This window comes from Brevibacillus sp. GCM10020057, assembly GCF_042683565.1.
Classification (GTDB): domain Bacteria; phylum Bacillota; class Bacilli; order Brevibacillales; family Brevibacillaceae; genus Brevibacillus.
This window is the reverse complement of sequence record NZ_JBHUJW010000006.1, coordinates 85232-104875: the sequence shown is the minus strand read 5'-3', so window position 1 is coordinate 104875 and position 19644 is coordinate 85232. Positions and strand designations below refer to the sequence as shown.

Annotated in this window: 14 protein-coding genes; 9 read left to right on the top strand and 5 right to left on the bottom strand. The window is 56.7% G+C overall.

What is annotated here, in order from left to right; all coding sequences use genetic code 11:
* Nucleotides 1-909 carry an iron uptake system protein EfeO gene (efeO, locus tag ACFSO0_RS02255; RefSeq protein WP_376875730.1) on the bottom strand — a complete coding sequence of 303 codons (909 nt, stop codon included), beginning with the start codon at nucleotides 907-909 and terminating at the stop codon, nucleotides 1-3.
* Between the two features lie 741 nt (nucleotides 910-1650).
* Here efeO and ACFSO0_RS02250 point away from each other — a divergent pair.
* The 3 genes from ACFSO0_RS02250 to ACFSO0_RS02240 all read left to right on the top strand — a co-directional run bounded on the left by ACFSO0_RS02250 (nucleotide 1651) and on the right by ACFSO0_RS02240 (nucleotide 4178).
* Nucleotides 1651-2682 carry an MFS transporter gene (locus tag ACFSO0_RS02250; RefSeq protein WP_376875727.1) on the top strand — a complete coding sequence of 344 codons (1032 nt, stop codon included), beginning with the start codon at nucleotides 1651-1653 and terminating at the stop codon, nucleotides 2680-2682.
* On the top strand, nucleotides 2675-2902 hold the full coding sequence (locus ACFSO0_RS02245) for a hypothetical protein (protein WP_376875724.1): 228 nt from the start codon (nucleotides 2675-2677) through the stop codon (nucleotides 2900-2902). Before ACFSO0_RS02250 ends, ACFSO0_RS02245 begins: the two co-directional genes overlap by 8 nt.
* Nucleotides 2903-3071: 169 nt before the next feature.
* Entirely contained in the window at nucleotides 3072-4178 is a 1107-nt protein-coding gene (locus ACFSO0_RS02240; RefSeq protein ID WP_376875721.1) for a nitric oxide synthase oxygenase, read from the top strand.
* 99 nt (nucleotides 4179-4277) lie between these two features.
* Here ACFSO0_RS02240 and ACFSO0_RS02235 read toward each other — a convergent pair whose 3' ends face one another.
* Nucleotides 4278-5909 carry a family 10 glycosylhydrolase gene (locus ACFSO0_RS02235; RefSeq protein ID WP_376875718.1) on the bottom strand — a complete coding sequence of 544 codons (1632 nt, stop codon included), beginning with the start codon at nucleotides 5907-5909 and terminating at the stop codon, nucleotides 4278-4280.
* Nucleotides 5910-6132: 223 nt separating this feature from the next.
* On the opposite strand from ACFSO0_RS02235, the gene ACFSO0_RS02230 reads away from it, so the two are divergent.
* Entirely contained in the window at nucleotides 6133-7080 is a 948-nt protein-coding gene (locus tag ACFSO0_RS02230) for an esterase/lipase family protein (RefSeq protein ID WP_376875715.1), read from the top strand.
* Between the two features lie 48 nt (nucleotides 7081-7128).
* Here the strand turns inward: ACFSO0_RS02230 and ACFSO0_RS02225 are convergent, their stop codons facing one another.
* Genes ACFSO0_RS02225 through ACFSO0_RS02215 form a run of 3 tightly spaced genes read right to left on the bottom strand, consistent with a single transcriptional unit; the run spans nucleotide 7129 to nucleotide 9959 of the window.
* Nucleotides 7129-8862: an SH3 domain-containing protein gene (locus tag ACFSO0_RS02225; RefSeq protein WP_376875712.1), complete on the bottom strand. Its 1734-nt coding sequence runs from the start codon at nucleotides 8860-8862 to the stop codon at nucleotides 7129-7131.
* A gap of 15 nt (nucleotides 8863-8877) precedes the next feature.
* Nucleotides 8878-9813, bottom strand: coding sequence for a hypothetical protein (locus tag ACFSO0_RS02220; protein ID WP_376875709.1), 936 nt, complete (start codon nucleotides 9811-9813; stop codon nucleotides 8878-8880).
* Nucleotides 9810-9959 carry a hypothetical protein gene (locus ACFSO0_RS02215; protein WP_376875706.1) on the bottom strand — a complete coding sequence of 50 codons (150 nt, stop codon included), beginning with the start codon at nucleotides 9957-9959 and terminating at the stop codon, nucleotides 9810-9812. Before ACFSO0_RS02215 ends, ACFSO0_RS02220 begins: the two co-directional genes overlap by 4 nt.
* A gap of 189 nt (nucleotides 9960-10148) precedes the next feature.
* Here ACFSO0_RS02215 and ACFSO0_RS02210 point away from each other — a divergent pair, with 189 nt between their 5' ends.
* From ACFSO0_RS02210 to ACFSO0_RS02190, 5 genes are read left to right on the top strand one after another with little or no spacing between them, the layout of a single operon-like run.
* Nucleotides 10149-11927, top strand: coding sequence for a vWA domain-containing protein (locus tag ACFSO0_RS02210; RefSeq protein WP_376875703.1), 1779 nt, complete (start codon nucleotides 10149-10151; stop codon nucleotides 11925-11927).
* A 13-nt stretch (nucleotides 11928-11940) separates the two neighbouring features.
* Complete coding sequence (locus ACFSO0_RS02205) at nucleotides 11941-15330, top strand: tubulin-like doman-containing protein (protein ID WP_376875700.1); 3390 nt, start codon at nucleotides 11941-11943, stop codon at nucleotides 15328-15330.
* A 23-nt stretch (nucleotides 15331-15353) separates the two neighbouring features.
* Nucleotides 15354-17702 (top strand): hypothetical protein, encoded by a 2349-nt coding sequence (locus ACFSO0_RS02200; RefSeq protein ID WP_376875697.1) that lies wholly within the window; start codon nucleotides 15354-15356, stop codon nucleotides 17700-17702.
* Nucleotides 17699-18985, top strand: a complete 1287-nt coding sequence (locus ACFSO0_RS02195) for a vWA domain-containing protein (RefSeq protein WP_376875694.1) — start codon at nucleotides 17699-17701, stop codon at nucleotides 18983-18985. The genes ACFSO0_RS02200 and ACFSO0_RS02195 overlap by 4 nt, the downstream gene beginning before the upstream one ends.
* Nucleotides 18986-19004: 19 nt before the next feature.
* Complete coding sequence (locus ACFSO0_RS02190; RefSeq protein ID WP_376875691.1) at nucleotides 19005-19640, top strand: beta-mannanase; 636 nt, start codon at nucleotides 19005-19007, stop codon at nucleotides 19638-19640.
* Nucleotides 19641-19644 lie beyond the last annotated feature (4 nt).

The window sequence follows — 19644 nt, the reverse complement described above, 5'->3', positions numbered from 1 at the left end:
TTAACCCCCTACGATGGTTCCCATTTTGGAAAGTGGTTCTGCCAAGGCATCCAATGTCTGGCTCAGTTTTTTCACCTGGTCTTCCTTGATCTCTGTATAAAGGACGAAACCGTCGCCTTTGCGATAAGGAGCGAGTTCATCGTCCAGCGCTTTGAAGCGGCTTTCGATCTCGGCAGCCAGTGCAGCGTCTTTGGCTTCCACTGCCGATTTCAGCACTTTGAAGATTTCGTTCGCGCCTTCTACGTTGGCTGCGAAGTCGTACAGGTCGGTGTGGGAGTATCGTTCTTCCTCACCGGTCACTTTGCTGGTGGAGACTTCGTTCAACAGTTCGACTGCACCAGTGACGAGCATCGGAACGTCGATTTGCACGCTTTCGACTTTGACGCGCAGCTGTTTCACGTCTTGCAGCAGCTGATCGGCTACTTTATCCATGTCTTTCAGCGACTTGGTTTCCCACAGCGCTTTCTCGAGCTTGTGGTAGCCGCGCCATTCGTTGTCTGGAACATCGCCTTCGCGGGCGTCGATCCACGGGTCAAAATCTCCGAGCGATTCAGCGATTGGCTCGATTTTTTCAAAGTAAGCGCGAGCAGGAGCGTACAATTGCTTCGCTTTTTCCATGTCGCCTGCCTTGACCGCATTGGTGAAGGCCTCTGTCGCTTTGACAAACAGGTCGGTCTGCTCGATCACCCATTTTTGGTATTGTTCAATCGGAGCTTTCAGATCCGGTGTGGATGTACCTGCATCAGTAGAGGTCGAGGCGGCAGGTGCAGCTGTCTGGTTGTTAGCAGCAGGCTGTTCGGATTGAGCGGCTTCCGGCTTTTTCTCTGCGTCGCCGCTGCCGCATGCGGACAGCATCAGGGAAGAGCCCAGTACCACCGCGCTCAAAGGATAAACCCATTTCTTGTTCATACGAAAAACATCCCCTTATGATTTGTGATATAAGTGTTTGCTTATATGGCGAGAATAAAAATCATTATCAATTACTCAAAACTTACTCGTTTTTGCAACAGATTGCAATAGTTTTTCAAAAAAAGCGAACTGGTAGCAAATGGGAAATGCGCCGCCTATGTGATCGGGGTGGTCCTGAAAAAGAGGCCGCTTTTTCTATGCAAAACAGAGCATTTGAGCATGGCCACTCTAACTGTAATCCGGTAAAATTATAACCGATAACAATTATCATTTCCAACTAAATGTTAATTGATTGCGCGCTATTGAGTGAGGTGGCAGGGATTATCGGGTTGCTTTTTGGCTGGAAAAAGAAATAGATCGCATCCCAAAGATGATAGTCATCTTCGCCTCCCATTGACACCTCTTCCTCATACACGGTAAGATGGAGCTACATTTTGCACAGCCAAGGAGGTCTTTTCATGTTTATCGTACGCATGCGCTAAGCTGGCACGGATACATTTCCCACGATTTCGATGGGTTATTTGCCATGCTTACAAATTGCGCTTGCGTGATGAAACGTGAAAAGAGCACTGCATACCGGGTAGCCTTGGTGAGAACAAGGCTTGATTTTGGCGTGCTTCTATATGTGTGCAAGGACTAGGCATGGATGACCAACCCTCGGAAGGGACGTTATCCGTGCTTTTTTTGTGCTTTCCCAAGCAGATCAAAGTCACGAATGTCCACGAAGAGGAGCATGTATAGATGAAATCGCAAAGTCTTGATTGGAAACCAACCTTTTTTACGATCTTTGCAGGTCAGGCTTTTTCCTTGATTGGAAGTTCCGTTGTACAGTTTAGCATCGTGTGGTGGCTGACGCAGACGACAGGGTCCGCTGTCGTGTTGACGATGGCGTCGATGGCGGGGTTTTTGCCGCAATCGTTGATTGGGCCCTTCGCCGGTGCGTTGGTTGACCGCTGGAACCGGAAGCGGATCATGATCGCCTCCGATATGTTTGTTGCGGCGACGAGTCTGGGTCTTGCCGTATGGTTTTGGCTGGGAGAACCGCCGATCTGGGTGATTTATATGGTGCTCGGCCTGCGCTCCCTTGGTACGGCGTTTCACATGCCGTCGATGCAGGCGTCCATTCCTTTGATCGCCCCGCAGGATCAGCTGATGCGCGTGCAAGGATGGACGCAGCTGCTGTCTTCCGCGACGATCGTCGTCGGACCGATGCTGGGCGCGTTCATGCTGGCCGTGTTTGCGATGGAGCATGTGCTGCTGATCGATGTGATCGGAGCGATGGTTGCCAGCGCCGCTTTGCTGCTGGTGCACATTCCGCAGCCAGAGCGCCGGGCCGAGCAAGAGGAGGCAGCGAAGCCGGGAATGTGGAGCGAGCTGCGGGAGGGACTTCACGAGCTGGGCAAGTCAAAAGCCCTCGTCGTGATTACGGCGGCGATTGGATTGACGACCTTCGTGTATGTGCCCGTAGGAGCGTTATTTAATTTGCTGGTGCTGGATCATTTTCGCGGAGGCGCCTGGCATGCCGGAGTAGTCGAGTTTACGTTCGGCATCGGGATGATGATCGGCTCGGTTTTGTTCGGCAGCTGGGGGGGCGAAGCAAAGCCGCGTGCTGCTGATGGCAGGCGGCATCGCGGCGCTGGGTCTTGGTCTGGTGTTCTCGGGCCTCTTGCCGTCGTCAGGATTTGTCGTCTTTGTGCTGATAGCAGGCTTGATGGGTGTGACGGGTCCTCTGTTTGGCGGCCCCTTTGGCGTGATGCTCCAGACCATGATTGATCCGTCCGTCCTTGGCAGGGTCATGGCGATGGTCAACAGTCTCATGCTGATCGCGACCCCTGTCGGCCTGTTCGTAGCCGGTCCGATGGCAGAACTTTTGGGAGTGGCAAAGTGGTTTGTCATTTCCGGCGTGCTGATCGTGCTGGTAGGCATCGGCTTGTACTTCGTGCCAGCCGTGCGTCAGCTGCGGCGGGAGGAAGCGGCCGGGCAGAGCCGGTGATGATGCAAAGATTAGGAAGGTCAAAGCCGCCGAACTGGGGCTTTGGCCTTTTTCCCGCAGCTGGCGAAGCTTTCTGACAGAACTGTGACGTATGTGCTGCGCGATTGGTTTTTATGACAGCAAAAAATTATAATGAGGGCAACAACAATGAGTGTGAAAAGAGGGCGCTATGGAACGTCATGAATTGCTGGAAGCGGCTGAGCGCTTCATCCGCATGTGCTACGGCGAGCTGGAAAAAACACCGCAAGAGATGGAGCAGCGACTGTCGGAAGTGCGCGCGTCGATTGCTGAACAGGGAACCTATGAGCATACCACCGAGGAGCTGCGACACGGTGCCAAAATGGCGTGGCGGAACAGCAACCGTTGCATCGGGCGGTTTTTTTGGGAGACGCTGCATGTGTTTGACGCGCGCGAGGCAAAGACTGAGGAACAGATGGCCGAGGCGCTCCTTCGCCATATCGAGTACGCTTCCAATGGAGGGAGGATTCTTCCGACCATTACCGTGTTCGCCCCATACAAGGAGGGCGAGGAGACGCTGCGCATCTGGAACCACCAATTGATCCGTTACGCCGGGTACGAGACGGAAGACGGCATTTTGGGCGACCCGATTTCGGTGGAATTGACCAAGCTGTGCGAAAGCCTGGGCTGGAAGGGAGAAGGGACTCGCTTCGACGTCCTCCCCCTGGTCGTGCAGATCGGTGCGCGAAAGCCGCGGTTCTTTGAAATCCCCCGCGAGCTGGTGATCGAAGTGCCGATCGTGCATCCGGAAATCGCAGCCTTCGCCGACCTCCACTTGAAGTGGTACGGCGTCCCGATTGTCTCGAATATGCGACTGGAGATCGGCGGCATCGACTATTTGGCTGCTCCCTTCAACGGCTGGTACATGGGCACGGAAATCGGGGCGCGCAACTTCGCCGACCAGCAGCGCTACAACATGCTGCCGCGTGTGGCCCAGATCATGGGGCTGGACACGAGCCGGGAAGCGACGCTCTGGAAGGACAAGGCGCTGGTGGAGCTGAATGTGGCTGTGCTCCATTCGTTCAAGGAATGTGGCGTCACGATCGTCGACCACCATACGGCCAGCCAGCAGTTCCAGCTCTTTGAAGAACGGGAGAAGAAGCGGGGGCGTGCCGTAACCGGCGACTGGACGTGGCTGATTCCCCCGATTTCGCCTGCTGCTACGCACATTTTTCACAGCTCGTACGACAACAGGATGGAGTCGCCGAATTTCCACTACCAGGATAGTCCGGAATGGCCGAGCGTGACTGCCCTGTAGAACATCGAATGTAAAACGAAACGAAAAGGAAACCCCCGAGCCGGACAGCGATTGTTGCGCTGCTTCTGGCTCGGGGGTTATTTGGTGTGAGTCTGCAAGCTAACGGTTGTAGTAGCTGCTCAGTGCCTGAATCAGGCCCAGCGGGTTTTTGCGCAAATCTTTGGCGCTGAAGAAGACGCTGCCCTGCACCTCGGGATGCTGGGCGTTGTATTCGAGCTGGTTGATGATTTCCTGGGCGGATTGCCAGCCTGCCTCGGACGTCCCCAGCTTGTACGGGGAGTGGCCGATGTAGAGCTTGACGCCTGTTCCGCGGACTTCGTCGGACCACCATGTGACGAGCTTGTCGTACTGGGCGGGAGCGAACGAGAAGCTCCAGTAGATTTGCGGCATCACGTAGTCCATCCAGCCTTGTTTGATCCAGGTGCGCACGTCCGCGTACATGTTGTCGTAGGCAGTGACGCCTGCTTTCGTGTCCGAGCCGGTCGGGTCGACGGCCTTGTTGCGCCAGACGCCGAACGGGCTGATGCCGAATGCCACGCCAGGCTTGACGCTCTTGATCGATGCATTCAACTGCTGCACGAACTGGTTGATGTTGTCGCGCCGCCAGTCGGCTTTGCTTGCGATCTTTTTGCTGTTGTACGTCTTGTACGTCGCATCGTCGTTGAAGGTGCCGTTGGACGGATAGAAGTAATCATCGAGATGGACACCGTCGATGTCGTAGCGCTGGACGACCTCCATGATTTCCTTGATAATCTCCTGACGCGCCTGCGGGATGCCCGGATTGATGTACAGCTTGTCGCCGGAATTGACGATCCAGTCCGGATGGAGCTTGACGACGTGATTCGCCGCCAGTTGGTCGGTCTTGGCATCTGTATTGGCGCGGAACGGATTGAACCACGCGTGAAACTCCATGCCGCGTCTGTGCGTCTCGGCAATCATGAAGGCGAGCGGATCATACCCCGGGTTTTTGCCCTGGGTGCCGGTCAATACTTTGGACCACGGGACGAGATTGGACGGATACAGGGCGTCCGCAGATGGGCGGACCTGCACGAAGACGGTGTTCATGCCCATTCCTTGCAGCTCATCTAAAAGCTGCACGTATTCCTGCTGCTGCTTGGCGGCATTGCCGTAAGAGCCGGTGGACGGCCAGTCGAGATTGAATACGGTGGAAATCCATACGCCGCGCATCGAATGGTTGGTTGTAACAGGTACAGCCGGGACTGAAACGGGGTCAGGCTGCGGGCTGGTCAGGTCGCTCTCATTTTCAGCAGGCGAGTCGATGTCGATCGCTCCTGTCCGCAGCGTGATGGTGCGTGTCGCCTGTTCCCAGTCGACCTTGAGCCCGAGCTGTTCCGATACGAAGCGGAGCGGAACCATGACCCGCCCCTGCCTGTTTTCGGCCGAAGCATCGAGAGGGACGCTGCCCTCGTTGACCAATGCGTACGGCTGGTTGACCGTCATCGACAAAACGGTGTTTTCTTTCAGGATCGTGGCGGTCTGTTTGTCCTGATCCCAGTAGACTTCCGCGCCCAGACTTTCACTGATCACGCGCAGGGGAACCATGGTGACGTTTACTTGAGGCAGTATGTAGGGGGCGACATCGCTATTGATGCGTTGCCCGTCCAGATAGATGCTGATTTCAGGTGCCGCCTGCGCCTGTGCGGACAATCCCAGCGCGGGCATGCACAGCACGAGCATGAGCAAAAGCGTAAACCACTTGCGCAACTTCATTTTGCGAATCCTCCGACTAGGTTAGTTTTGCGTGCAAAGGTGAATTTTTCTAAACCGTTAGACGTTTATTATAGCGCTTTGTTTCGATAGAGGGAGAGGACGAATGGATCATTTTCATAGTTTTTCATGGTGCGGAGGGCGGCTGGGCGGAACCACCCAAGCCGCTCGGGAATAGGCAAGGAAGGAGGGTTTTTTCTGAAACCAGCAGAGAGAGGAAAGATTCATGGCGTACCTTCACATGCAAAAGACACCCGTCGTGTTTGTCCCTGGGCTGTTTGGATCGATGAGCGACCAGATCGTGCCGGGGACCGGAGACTGGAACTTCGGTCTGGCGAAAACCGCCTACGAGCCGCTGATCGCGATGCTGGAGGGCATGGGCTTTCGGATGGGAAAAGAGCTGTTCGTCGCGTTTTATGACTGGAGGCAGCCCGTTACCTATGCAGCGGAATCGCTCGTGCAGACGATCGCTTGGACGAAGCAGACGGCCGGGTCGGCTGGCGTGAACCTGATTTGCCACAGCATGGGGGGACTTGTGGCGCGGGCGTATGTGCAGGGCAGCTCCTATCAGGGAGACGTGGCGCAGATGATCATTTTGGCTACGCCTAATGCGGGATCGCCCGTCAGCTATTGCTACTGGGCAGGCGGCAAGCTGCCATCGTCCGTCTCGCCAACGAAAAACGTGGTGGAGCTGTACATGAACGTGTATTTGGCCTATCTGGAGCGCGGGCTTCCCCGCAACAAAATCGAGGCGATCCATCGGAACTTTCCCAGCCTGCTCGATCTTGTCCCGGCGCGCGCGTACGGCGATTACTTGCTGGAGCGCCGCGACGGGGTAGACATGTTCGTGCCGTACGAGTTCATGTTTGTGAAAAACCGCGTGCTGGATGAGCTGAACGGCCAGATGGGCGTGATTGCAGCGCGAGGGATTCCCGTCACACTGGTCGCAGGTATCGGCCAGAGCACGATTCGGTACTTGAAAACAGTCCCTTCCTCCTCCCCCGTGAAGTGGGTCGACGGGCGAGTGGTCGGAGCGATCCACAGCAAGATGGGGGACGGAAACGTGATGATGGAGAGCGTATTTGCGCTGGAAGGCGAAAAATACGTCGTCGAGGCCAACCACCTCGATATATTGACGAAAAGCGAGGCCATCTTGAAAGACAAGCTTCAGTAGCGAGGCAAAGGACGATCCCTTCGCCTGCCGCTGAAGCTTTTTATTTTCCTATGGTTCTGTTTGCGGAGCCTCGATCCAGCCTTCCTGGCCGTCGAACCGGATCTGGTACCAGCCGCTTAGCTCCGTGACGATCTGGGGCGAGCTGTCCAGCGAGATTTGTCCGATGATCGGATAGTCATGGCCAGGGCCTGTGTGTACGTCTGCCACAGGGGAATCAGACGCTGAGTCTCCCGGCCCGTCTGGGGAAGTGTCGGTGCCGCCGGGTTCTGGCGCAGTTTCTTTGTCTGGCAGCAGATCGGCGAGTTTTTCACTGTACACAAGTCCGTCTTCATCCAGCTGGAATACAGCCAGTTCTCTCTCGCCCTTGCCTGCGGCGTTCTTCACGATCGCTTGTGTCGCATTTTCGATAGAGAGGTCGTCTGCCTCCAGGGAGAATCGCATGTCCAGCGAGCGTTGCGCCAGCTGCGGAACCAGGCCCATGTACATATAGGCCCGTTCTTTGCCTGCTGTCTGGACGAGCAGGATGGGGTTATGCTCATCGTCCTGCAGTTCAGACAGCGTCAGCGTGAAATCCCCTGCCCCATCCAGAGCTTGCTCGAAAAAGACCGGGGTGTCGCTCTCCGGCAGCGCGGCGGCAAAGGAAATGCGCCGCTCTTTCTCATCCACCCCGATGGCATACACGTCGGCGCCCCAATGTCCGCTTCCCGTGAGCACGGTATCGAATCTTTTGTCGGGGTATTTTTGGCGGAGAAGACGGGCCGGATCGTCCTGCGTCCAACGCTTTTCCAGATCGGCCAAGAGGGTGGAGGTGTCCACCAGTCCGCCCAGCTCCTGGTACAAAGCGGCTGCTTGCGCAAAGCGATGCTTCCGGGTGTACTCGCTCGCCTGTTCGATCAGGCTTTCCAAATGGCGCTCGATCGTCGTCAGCACGGCTGAATCTGCTGGCAGCACGTCTTTGATTTCCCGGTACGCTTTCGCCAGGGCGGCAAAGCCGGACACGTCCTGCCGCTGGATGGCCTGGCGGATTTTCTTTTTCGCGTAGTCCTCGAGCTGCTGTTGCAGCCACTCGGCGGCGATCCCTTCGCTTTTGTATACAGCGATGCGCTGAGCGGTGCGGGAGATGACGTCTGGAAACGGGAGGGACGCAGCCTGTTTGCGCAGCTTCGCCGTTTCGTGCGGCTGAAAGAGCTCGTCCAGCTTTTGCTGCTTCTGTTTCTCGCCCCCGTAAAATTCGGCGGGAACGAGGACGAGCGTATGGATCAATGCCCGCTGCGCATCGTCCGGCGAGGTGGCAAACTGCTGCTTTGCCTGCCGAATCGCTTCTGCGTAGTAATCGCTCCAGCCCTTTTCCAGTTCGAGACGCGCCGAAATGCTTTGGAAAAAAATACCCGTTTGCGCGTCCCGGCGATTTTCGATCTCTTGCCGGAGCGATTGGTAGCGGCGATAGGTTTGCAGCACGCCATCCTCCTGCTTGCCGGCCATCGCGGATTTGGCCTGACGGGACAAGCTCTCCAGTTCTTGCCGGATGCCGGTCAGACCGGACATAAAGGTGTTCCATGCGTCATCCCCGTAGTCGATGCCTGCGTATTCGTTAGCGCGGGAAAAGGCCTCCTCTGCGGCGATCAGCTGATTTGCTTCGTAGTAGGCATGAGCCTGCTCATACAGCTCGATCTTTTGCAGGCTCCCCCCGATTTTCCAGGCAGCGGTGATCAGTGCAGCCGCGACTGCCATGAGCAAAAGATTGCGAAACCAGAGCGATTTTTGATAGGGAGAGATCGTCATGCTGCGCTCGCTCCTTTACAAGACACCGGCAAAGTCGGGGTCAAACCCATACTGCGTGTCTATCCGCTTTTTTGTCGCGGCGTACAATAGCTCCCAGCCTGCGCGGCGGTGGGTGCGGATCATTTTGGCGAGGCGCAGCAGCCGGTCTTTGGGAATGTAGTCGATGAACTCGACGAACAGATCCTGATACTGCTCGACGTACGGCTTCATGCGCAGAGCCGCGCCAAGGACCTGGCCGATGAGCTGCTCGCCGTTTTCCTGCAGCAGGATGTACGACTTGTACCGTCTGACGTATTCCAGCACCGACTTTTTCACGAGCGAAGGCTGGACCTTGACCACTTCGCGTAAATATGCGACGAAGTCTTTGTCGTACGTCGAGGGGACGAGCGTATCGAGCTCCAGCTCCATGTCTTTGCGCAAAATGAAGTGATTCAGAAACATAATCTTGCGAATCTTGATCGTGTCGGAGTCGATGAAATGCGCGATCTCGCGCGTCTTTTCATACGCCTCCTTGATGTTCCCGGCTTTGACTTCCAGGCCGACGTCCTCCAGATGGTGCACGAGGGCTTGCCTGATCGCGGCCTGCTCCTGCGTGAGATAGGACATAAATTGCGCGTCTCGTTCATAGGAGCCGTACTTTTTCTGGATCATGACAAACAGGCCGAGCAGCAGAAGGCCGACGCCGCAGGCCGCTGCCAGTTGCGCCGCTGTCTTCGCGCAGAGGACGGCGAGACAGACGAGCAGGGCCAGCAGCAAAAAGCGCGTCTGCACATACCGGCGCGTCACGGCTGCAGACAGCTTGCGGATCGGCTGGTACTCCCTGCCGCATTCCTCGCAATGCGTCTCCCACAGGACGTGATACGTATGGCAGTGCTTGCATGTCTGCAGGCGTTCAAAACGATAGGTGGTTTTGCGTGTCTTGCGGAACAGCACCCCGATTTTTTTCCTCATGGCCGTTCCCTCTTTTCATTCATCAAGGCGTGGAGATGCTGGTCGATGTCCTTTGCCGAAAGATTCCGCCGCTTCAACCGAAGCAGCCCGATGAACCGGATGCCGAGTAGGACAAAAGCACCAGTAAGCAGGAAGTAGGTTACCATCTTTTTCTCCTATGTTTAGATAGTGTCGAAATCTGTAACAAATAAACAAGTTGCATCGTATTACCTGATAGAGGCAATCATAACTGTCTTTCGGGAAGCTGTTGCCCCTGAATATAGTGGTAATAGTGTCATAGTCCCCCTTTTCTTGCAATAGTTCGCAAAAACTGTGCGTAGTGGAGGTTCCAAAGAATGATACGATTCAGCGTGCTGTGTCGATACGTGGCATGTACAGCGATGCTGCTGGTCGCCGTACTCGCGGGCACCCAACCAGGTTTTGCGCAAACCGGCGGAAGCAACATGGACGCCGTACTGGTTGTGGACGTCAGCAACTCCATGACCGAGAGCGACAAAAACAAAGTCAGCAACGAAGCGATGAAAATGTTCGTGGACATGACATCGATCCAGGGCAACAAGATCGGGGTCATCTCCTACACCGACAAGATCGAGCGGGAAAAGGCCCTGCTCGAAGTAAAGACAGAGCAGGACAAGAGCGACATCAAATCGTTCATCGACAGCCTGCAAAAAGGGGCGTACACGGATATTTCCGTCGGCGTCACCGAAGCCGTGAAAGTTCTCGATGCAGGTCATGACCCGGCCAACGCGCCGATCATCGTGCTTTTGGCAGATGGCAACAACTACCTGAGCGCGGGGGCTTCTGAGGCCCAGTCGGACAAACGGCTGCAGGAAGCAGTGCAGGCCGCGAAGAGCAAAGGCTATCCGATCTATACTATCGGCCTGAATGCGGACGGCAAGCTGAACCGGACGACGCTCCAGCAGATTGCTGCCGAGACGAACGGGAAATTTTTCGAGACGAGTACGGCGGACAAGCTGCCGCAGATTTTGAGCGAGATTTTCGCCAACCATCTGAAGCTGAAAGTCGTGCCGATCAAAAGCTTTACTTCCAACGGGCAAGTCCAGGAAGTGCCGATCGACATTCCGAATGCCAACGTTCTGGAGGCGAACATCTCGATCATGTCGCAAAAGTCGGTCGAGGTGAAGCTGTTCGATCCTTCTGGCAAGGAAGCAGCGATTCCGTCGGGCGACGTGCGTCTCTCCCGCTCGAGCGCGTACACGATGCTCAAGCTGGTGAAGCCGCAGCAGGGCAACTGGTCGCTGCAGGTAAAGGGCGTGCCCAAGGAAAAGATCGACATCAACATGATCTACAACTACGACCTGCAGCTGGAAATGGAGCCGGTCAAGAGCAAGACCTATCAGGCTGGTGACGAAGTGCCTGTCAAAGCAGCTTTGGTCAGCAACGGGCAAAAAGTGGACAGCCCTGACCTGTACAAGCAGATGAAAGGGACGCTCATCGTCACCGACAAGACGGACGGAAAAACGAGCGAGATGCCGCTTGCGAATACGGGCAGAGGTTTTGAAGGAACATTCAAGATTCCTGCCGACCATTCGTACGAGCTGAAAATCAAGGCAGAGGACACCAGCTTTTACCGCGAGACGCAGCCGCTCGCCGTCGACGCTTCATCTGGTGCAGGTGCGACTTCCAAAGGGCAAACAGCGACGGGATCAGATGTAGAGGAAAAACCGTTTCCGTGGCTGATGATCGCGGGCGGCGCGCTGATTCTGCTGATCGCAGCAGCGGGCGTTCTGTACGCGCTCGCGATCTGGCGCAAGGCGAACAAAGGCTTTGCGGGGCAGGTCGCGATCGAGATCGTGGACGAGGACACCGGAGACAAATCCAATCCGCAGTACAAAAAGCTGAGCGGCTTCAAAGGGAAGGTCAAGCTCCATCAGCTGCTGCAACTGGCACCGGAGTTTGCGGAGACCGATAAAGTCATCTTTCTGCCAGGCAAAAACGATACGCTGATCATCGAGAACCGCTCGAGCTGCCGGATCGAAAAGGGCGGCCGCGTGCTTGACATGAAAGGCGGCAAGGAACTGAAGAAAAACGACCGCATCAAAATATCACTGACCAGCGTCAACAAGTCCGTTTTTGTAGACTACATCGTCTAGGAGTGGATTCGATATGAAAGCAGTAGTGAGGGAACACATTCAACAGCTGGACGTATCGCTCGGCGGGGGAATCGTCAGCGACAAGATTCGGGTGGACACCATCGACAATCCGATGCTCGTGATCGGCATCGGCGGGACGGGCATCGATGCGCTGCTCCGCCTGAAGTATCAAGTAAACCGCCGCTTCAAGCTGCCGGTGGATCATCTGTCCAAAAAGCGCAAGGAAAAGCCCGACAACATCGAGTTCATCGCCTTCGAGACCAATGAACACGACCGCAACAAGAAGTACAAGGGCATCGGGCTGGACCCGGTCACCGAGTTCGTCCTGCTCTCCAACCCTGAAATCGGCGGCGTCCTGCAAAACCGCAGCATCCTGGAGCCGTACATAACCGATTGGCTGTCGCCGGAGCTGACCATCACCGACGGGATCAGCGGGGCGTCGGGCGTCAGACAGGCTGGCCGCCTGTTGTTGTTCACGAAAATCACGCAAGTCGTTCAGACGATCGAGAAAAAGATCAAAATGCTGTGCGAAGGCACCAACAAAAAGCTGACCGTCTTTCTGTTAAGCGGGCTTTCCGGCGGTACAGGCAGCGGCTGCTTCCTCGATATTGCCTACATCGTGCGGGGAATTTTGGAGCGCGACTTCGGCAGCGCCGGGGTGGACAAGGTCAACATCTTGGGCTACCTGTTTACGCCGGACGTGAACCTGTCCAACAAAAGCCTCAGCTCGCACACACGCGACTACATCATGAAAAACGGCTACGCGGCGCTCAAAGAGCTGGACTATTGGATGAATGCGGACGAGCGGGGCGAGCGCTTCCGTCAGCAGTACGGCAATGTGCTGACCGTGCAGTCGCCGATGCCGCCGTTCAACCTGTGCCATCTGATTTCGGCCACCAATCTGGAAGGCAAGGCGCTGGAAAACGCCTACGACTACTGCATGAACGTGACGGCGGAGAACATCACGAACTTCATGGCGAGCGAAGAAAAGCGCTCCGGCGAGGAGTTTGCGATCCACGACTACATCAGCAACATCCGCACGAACATCAATCAGATGCCGAAAGCGTACGCAGCCAACTACCAGTACAACGTCATCGGGGCATCGTCCGCGGTCCTGCCGATCGAAGAGATGACGACCTATCTGGCTTACCGCCTGTTCAAAAAGATGGAGAAGATGTTCACAGTCGCGCCGACGCAGGAGGACGCAGAGAAGTTCGCCCGCAAGCTCGGCATCGACATCGACTCGGTTTCCCGCAAGTTTGAAGAGCGTGTGCCGGAGCCGCTGCCCGGCTATGAAAACAGCGAGCGCATGAGCTACAGCAACGTCATCAGTCAGCAGGTCGTGAGCATCGACCACGAGCTGGAGCAAGGCTATCTGGCGAAGGCGCGGGAGCAGTACATCAAGGCCAAGAAGCAGCTGCCGGGCGAGCTGATCGCGGTATTCGGCGACATGATCAAACGGGTATTTCTGCATCCGCAGCAAGGGCCGTTCTACGCATCTCGCCTGATTTATTCGGACAAGGGCTTCTGCCTGCTGAAAATGATCCTGTCGTACGTCGAGAGCCTGAAGGCCAATCTGGAGAGCTTCCCGCGCGAGATCGAGGGTGCGCGCGAGACCGCCCGGGAAAAGCTCGGCGATGCCCGCAGCGCGTTCATTTCCAAGGAGAAAAAGAAAAACCTGTACATCGATGCCAAGATCAACGAATACCAGCTGCTGGCAGACCAGGAGAAGCTGGAGCAGATGATCGAGTTTTACGAAGAGCTGCATCGCCTCCTGAATGCGGAAAACAACCGGATCTACAGCGTGTTTACGGAAGTGCTGAACACGCTCAACCAGATCTTTGAAAAGAACGGCGACATCCTGATCAGCGGCAGCGAGGAAAGCGACCGCACCGGCAACAAGACGTACTACTGGAACATCGTAAACGTGCCGGACATCGCCAAGGTCATCGGAAACATTCTGGAGCAAAAGGATGCCGACGACCTGATCCGCGACTTCACGAGCGAGCTTCTGGAGCGCTCCGACCAGTGGGTGAAGGAGCAGGAGCTGGACATCATCAGCTCGATCTCGGACTTTTTGACGGAGAAATTCGGCGAGCTGATCACCAAGTCGATGGAGGATTTCCTGGTGATCAAGTACGGCCAGGACGAGACGCTGGACCGCATCGTGGAGCGCAAGATCGCCAGCAAGCTGGACGACGAGGCGATCCCGGTCTTCCACTTGAGCAACAATCTCGGCAACATGCACTTCCCATCCTGGGGATTTGTGTCGGTGCCGCTCAAAGCGCCGTCGATTCTGAAAGGGATCAAAAACTATCAGAATACAGCGATCAGCGGCTCCCGCTTCACGGTCAAAGAGAGCGAAGTGAAAAACCGCATTTTCTGGCTGAACACCAAAAACGGCATTCCGCTGTTCGTCTACACCCCGCTCAAGGTGTACGAGGAAAGCTACGAACGCACGATTCTGGAGCGCGAGGGCATCGGTCGCCACCTGGTGCAGACAGAAAAGAACAACTGGGCGTACCTGCCGTCGCCGATCCCTGAAAAATCGTGGGGCGACACGTACCAAAACGCCCGGATCAAGGCGTACAACGCTGGCGTCCGCCGTCTGTTCGACCGCGCGCTGGGATACGGCAGCATCCGCGAAAAGGGCAGCGACAGCAAGACCAGCAGCCGCTACGAGTGCATCATCACCGGACCGTTTGACCTGGCGTCGTATCTGCAATCGCGCGGGCTGCCAAAAGACAGCGCCCAGCTTAGCCCGGGAGAGATCAAGCGCGTCCTGACCGAGCTGAAGGGCTTCATGGAAAACGGGCTGGAGAGAGCCTTTACCCGCGACATTTTCGGCAGCATCAACGAGGAGATGGCGAAGGAAAACCTGATTCGCTACCCTGAGCTGATCCGTCTGGTTGAGGAAGAAGTGCGCAAATACGAGGAAATCGAGCGCAAGATTGCTGAACTGGAGAGAATTGTCAGTGCAATTCAGGGCGAAGAAGAGCTGATCACCCGCTTTATCGAAGCGCTGTACACCGGCACGATCTGCAAAAAGGGCGCGCTCTACGTGTACGACAAGGACGAAGAAGAGGAGACGTGGGACCCATTCCTCAACCTGATGAAGGTCAACAAGCATGTCGAGTACGCTCTATATGAACAATTCCGCGCCCTCGACGCCAAAAAGCGGGCAGTGCTGACTCGCAAGGCGGCCAGACGGAGCGATGCCTTGACCATGGCGGAGGATACGAGCGCGCTGCTGCAGAGCCTCGATGAGATCGCTGCCGCTTTCCAAGGGAACAAAAACGACCTGGAGTACGATCGCGACGAGTACGTGAACGGCGAGGAGCTATACCGTTTTTACAAAAAAGTATGGGCAAAAGTAAACGATATGCGCAAGACGCTGCAATAATGGACCGATAGGCGGGGAGAAGCATGAAGGATTTGATGGAAAGATTCGCAACCGAATACGCGAACGATTTGGAAGCGCAGCTGGATCGCGGGCACGGGCAGCGAAGCATTCAAAATCCCGTGCTGTTCCTCTTCGTCGGGGACAAGAGTTCGGAGGCGCTGCGCTCTGTCTGCGGGATCAACGCGCAGAAATGGCAAAACAGCCAAGGCGTTCTCTACGTGCACGTGTACTGTGAGGAGACGTGGGAGCATGCACAGGTGCGAAGCTTCCGCCTGCCTCCGCAAGATGACCAACGACAGACGGTGCGGGCAGGACTCTACAGTCGGCTGCTGGAGGATGAGTCGCGCATCGTGGAGCTGAACCGGTTCATGAAGCAGGTCAGCATCCGGGTCGCGGAGTCGTCCAGACTGTTTGCCTCCTGTCAGCAGGTCAACATCGCCGTGGTGACACGCGCAGATGATCCGGCCAACGTGCTGCTGCCGGAGCTGACCCTCTTGCTGAAAAGCTACTTGCAGGAAATGTTCAAGAACGTTTCAGCTGACCTGTACGTACTGCTGCAGGAAAAAAGCGGCGGCGATGGCTTCGGCTTTTCCTCTGCGCTCGGGGTGCAGTTTCTCGAGGAAGTCGACCAGTACCAGCGCAGCGACTACCGCTTCCGGGCCGACCTGATGGTGACGGAGGACGGAATCAGGCTGCCGGCGCTGGAGGAGCGCGGCCCGTTGTTCTCGCTCGCCTGGTTGCTCGGCGACAAGACGGAGCATGGGCTGTTTCTCAACGGCGGTCTGGCAGAAAACAACGAGCTGATCAGCAATCTGGTCCTTTTGAACAACAAGGACGCGGAGACGATGCACAGCGAGGGCAGCGAAGGCTACAACAAGCTGCAGTTTTTGCGCAGCATCGCGGTGGACAGCGGGAGAGCGGCTTTTGCGTCAGCCGGGCTTTCCAAGGTGAAGCGCCCGACGCACGCGATCGCCTTGACGGTGCTATCTGCGGTATTCGACCGTTACTGGCAGCGGCTGCAGGAAGGCGACTGCCTCCCGAAGACGAAGGCGCGGGAGATCCTCGGGCTTGCGGCTCGCGATCTTGCGCGAATCGTCAGCGCCGCGCTCCCCGACGAAGGGACCTTGGCGGAGATGAACGGCCTGATGACCTCGGGTGTCAGCTACAGCGAGCTGTGCGGCATGAGCCTAAGGGAAGCGGAGCTGGCGCTGTACGACGGCAGCAGCGAGAGCTTTTTTGATAGGCAGTTTGCTCAGCCGGCCGCGCTGCAGCTGGACAGCCTCATCGGCAGCCGCTCACTGGCTCACCTGATCGCGCAGGAGGTCCTGGATAACGACCGTTATGGTCTCTATGCGGCTTACCAGCTGACGGCGGAGATGGGCAATGGCGCGAATCTTCTCGATGAGCTGCGCACGGGGATCAGGGAGACGCAGAAGCAGCTGGAGCAGGCCAGAGCGGAGCTGGAGGACATCTATCGGCAGCGAGTCGATCAGCAGGAGGTGCGGGTTGGGGGATTTTTCACCCGGGACAGGGAACGCGTGAGGACGTTTGTCCGCCATCTGCTCGCCAAAGTGTACGGCAAAAAGACGGAAATTCTCGAGCGGGAGCTGACGCTGCGGCTGCTTCTGGACTGTGAGCGGCAGACAAAAGAGCTGCACAGGCGGCTTTATGAGCAGGTGGAGCAGCTGGAGGATTTGCAAAAGCAGCTGCGATCCATCGCCAGGACAAGCGTGCGGGAAGCGGCGGATTATCTGGGCCAGAACATGGATGTGTACTACGAGGGGGTCGTCGCGGATACGATCCGTTCCCTGGAGGAGCAGCGCGGCGACGGGTTTTATCTGGACGAGCGTCATCTCGGTGCTGGCTCGCTTCTGCTGCGGCACGGAGTGTCAGGCTTGCTCGAGCGGCTCTGCGCCTTTTGCCGCAATGAGATTTTGACTCGCTCGTCCTTTGCCCTGTCGTTCGAGGCGGAGCTGTTGGCGAGGGCAAACGTCGCGGCGGCTTACGACAACCGGACGGCCCTGACAGCGGAAGACTTGTTCCGCGACCTTTCCGCCGTACTGGAGGAGCGGGCAGCGGTGCACATCGAGGTCTTTCACTTTTTGCAAAAGCACCGGTACGAAGAGAAATACTGGTTTGCCGATCTGCACAACGACTTCGTCCGGTACGTCCTGCGCGAGGGGGAAGCACCGCGCACCTACAAGCAGGGCTGCATCCACGAAGCGCGCAAGAGCGGCATTGAAAAACTGAACCTGATGGGTGGATTTGGCCTGGAAGACTTGATGTATTACCGCAACAACAAGAAATACCATTCCTCCTACAGAGAAAACGGATACGTCTTTCACCGCCAAGGAAAGGTGGAATTGTCATGAGTCAACGAAAGCTAAGCCTGCTCATGATCGTGTGCAGCCTGATCGGCGGAGTGATCGGATTTGTCGTGGGGGAAGTGATTCTGTCCCAACTGTCCGCCGAGCTGCCGCAATGGCTCCTGATGGGCTTGTACTTCGGGCAATTCGCGCTGTTCGTCGGGCTGATGTGCCTCGTCGCCGAGATGATCTCTCCCCGCCTGAACGGCTCCGGCTGGAAGCAGCGGTACGTGGGGGCGTCGTGGAAGATGCTGGTGCCAAGCACGCTGGTCATGGTCGGAGCAGCAGCCATGCTGCTACAGCTGCTGTACGGCTTTTCCTATCAGCGGACCAGCAGCACGGACAACATCGTGATGCTGCTGGATACGTCTGACAGCATGAGACAGACCGACCCAAACAGCCAATTGTTTCAGGCGGCAGCCGACGTGGTTCGCAAAATGGACAGCAACATGCAAATTGCAGTCATTACCTTTCATAGTCGTACGGAAGTGCTCCAGCCGCTCGTCCAGCTGCGCGATCAGGGAACCCGGGATACGGTTATCGCCAAATTGCAAAACCACCCGGCTCCAGGCGGCGGCACCCAGATCGACAAGGCGCTGCAGGCCGGACTGGAACAGCTGCGGACGGCCGGACAGCTGAATCCAAGCAGCACCGTGGTGCTCATGTCCGACGGCTACAGCAATGTTGATCTGGTAACCGCGCTGGAGCCGTACAAGCAGGCAGGCGTCCGCATACAGACGGTAGGCATGAGCAAGGTGGACGCAGATGGGACGTACCTGTTGCAGCGGATTGCGGAGGAGACAGGCGGTACGTACTTTAACGTAGACCATGCCGATGAGCTGTCCGCGATCTTCGGGCAAATCTACGACATGAGCCGCCAGAACCGCAATCTGGTCAGCGAACGGACAGGCGCTGCGGCAGACAGCACGTATTTTGCCATCGTGCGGGTCGCAAGTGTGCTTTTGATCGGGGGATTACTGGGGCTGGCGCTCGGCCTGATCTTTGACAACCGCCATCTGGCGAAAAGCTTTACGATTGGCGGAGCCGTCGCGGGTGTTCTCGCCGGTTTGCTGCTGGAGTCGGCGCTCACCTCTGTGGACTGGATCGATTGGACCGTGCGGCTTATGGCATGTGCCCTGCTGGCTGTCGTGATGACGCTGTTCACCGCCGTCGTCCCTGTTTCTGCAGGCGGCGGCCAGACGTCTTTTGCCAGCAGGGTGCGCGGAAAGCGCTCAGGGGAGCGGTTGACGGAGTCCGGCAGCCGCGTTGGCAAACGTTTTGATCTGTAGAGTAGGAGCATGATGCGCCATGATCAAGTGGGAAGAGACAACGGAAATCTCCATCAAGGATGTCGTCTGCCAGCTGCAGGAGGGAGAGTACGTCCTCAACTGGCACTGGGCAGAAGGGATTCCGTGCGTATATATACACCGCTCCGTCTTTGGAGAGCCATTCGACGCCAGCCTAATCGATGAGTCCCGGCTGAAGCTGTACACGCGTGAGGAATACAAGGCGCACAAAGGCTTGCGGGAAAAAAGTGAGGGCATCGGGCGCTACACCTACCGTATTTTTCCGTGCCGGCTGGAAAACGGCAAGCCCGTCATGCTCGTGCCTGCGGGCGAGTCGCACATCGTCCACGTCCGCACGGGAAAGGCCAAGATCTATTACTCGTTCAAGCGGGAGCGTAGCTGGTTCAGCTCGTACCAGTCCTTGCAGATTCGCATTTTTGCCGAGATCCCGGTCCCGAGGGAGGTGCTCTGCTACGTCACAAAGGAAGGCTCGCCGCCTGCGCACAAGGACGACGGCACGCAGTACGCCTTTATCCGCGATTTGCAGCCGGGGGTCAATCTGCTGCCGCCGATCGAGATACGCAAGAAGGACGTCATCCGCCTCTTTTTTACGGACGGAAAAAAATACGGGGAATGGTACGAACTGATGCCCGAATAGGAGG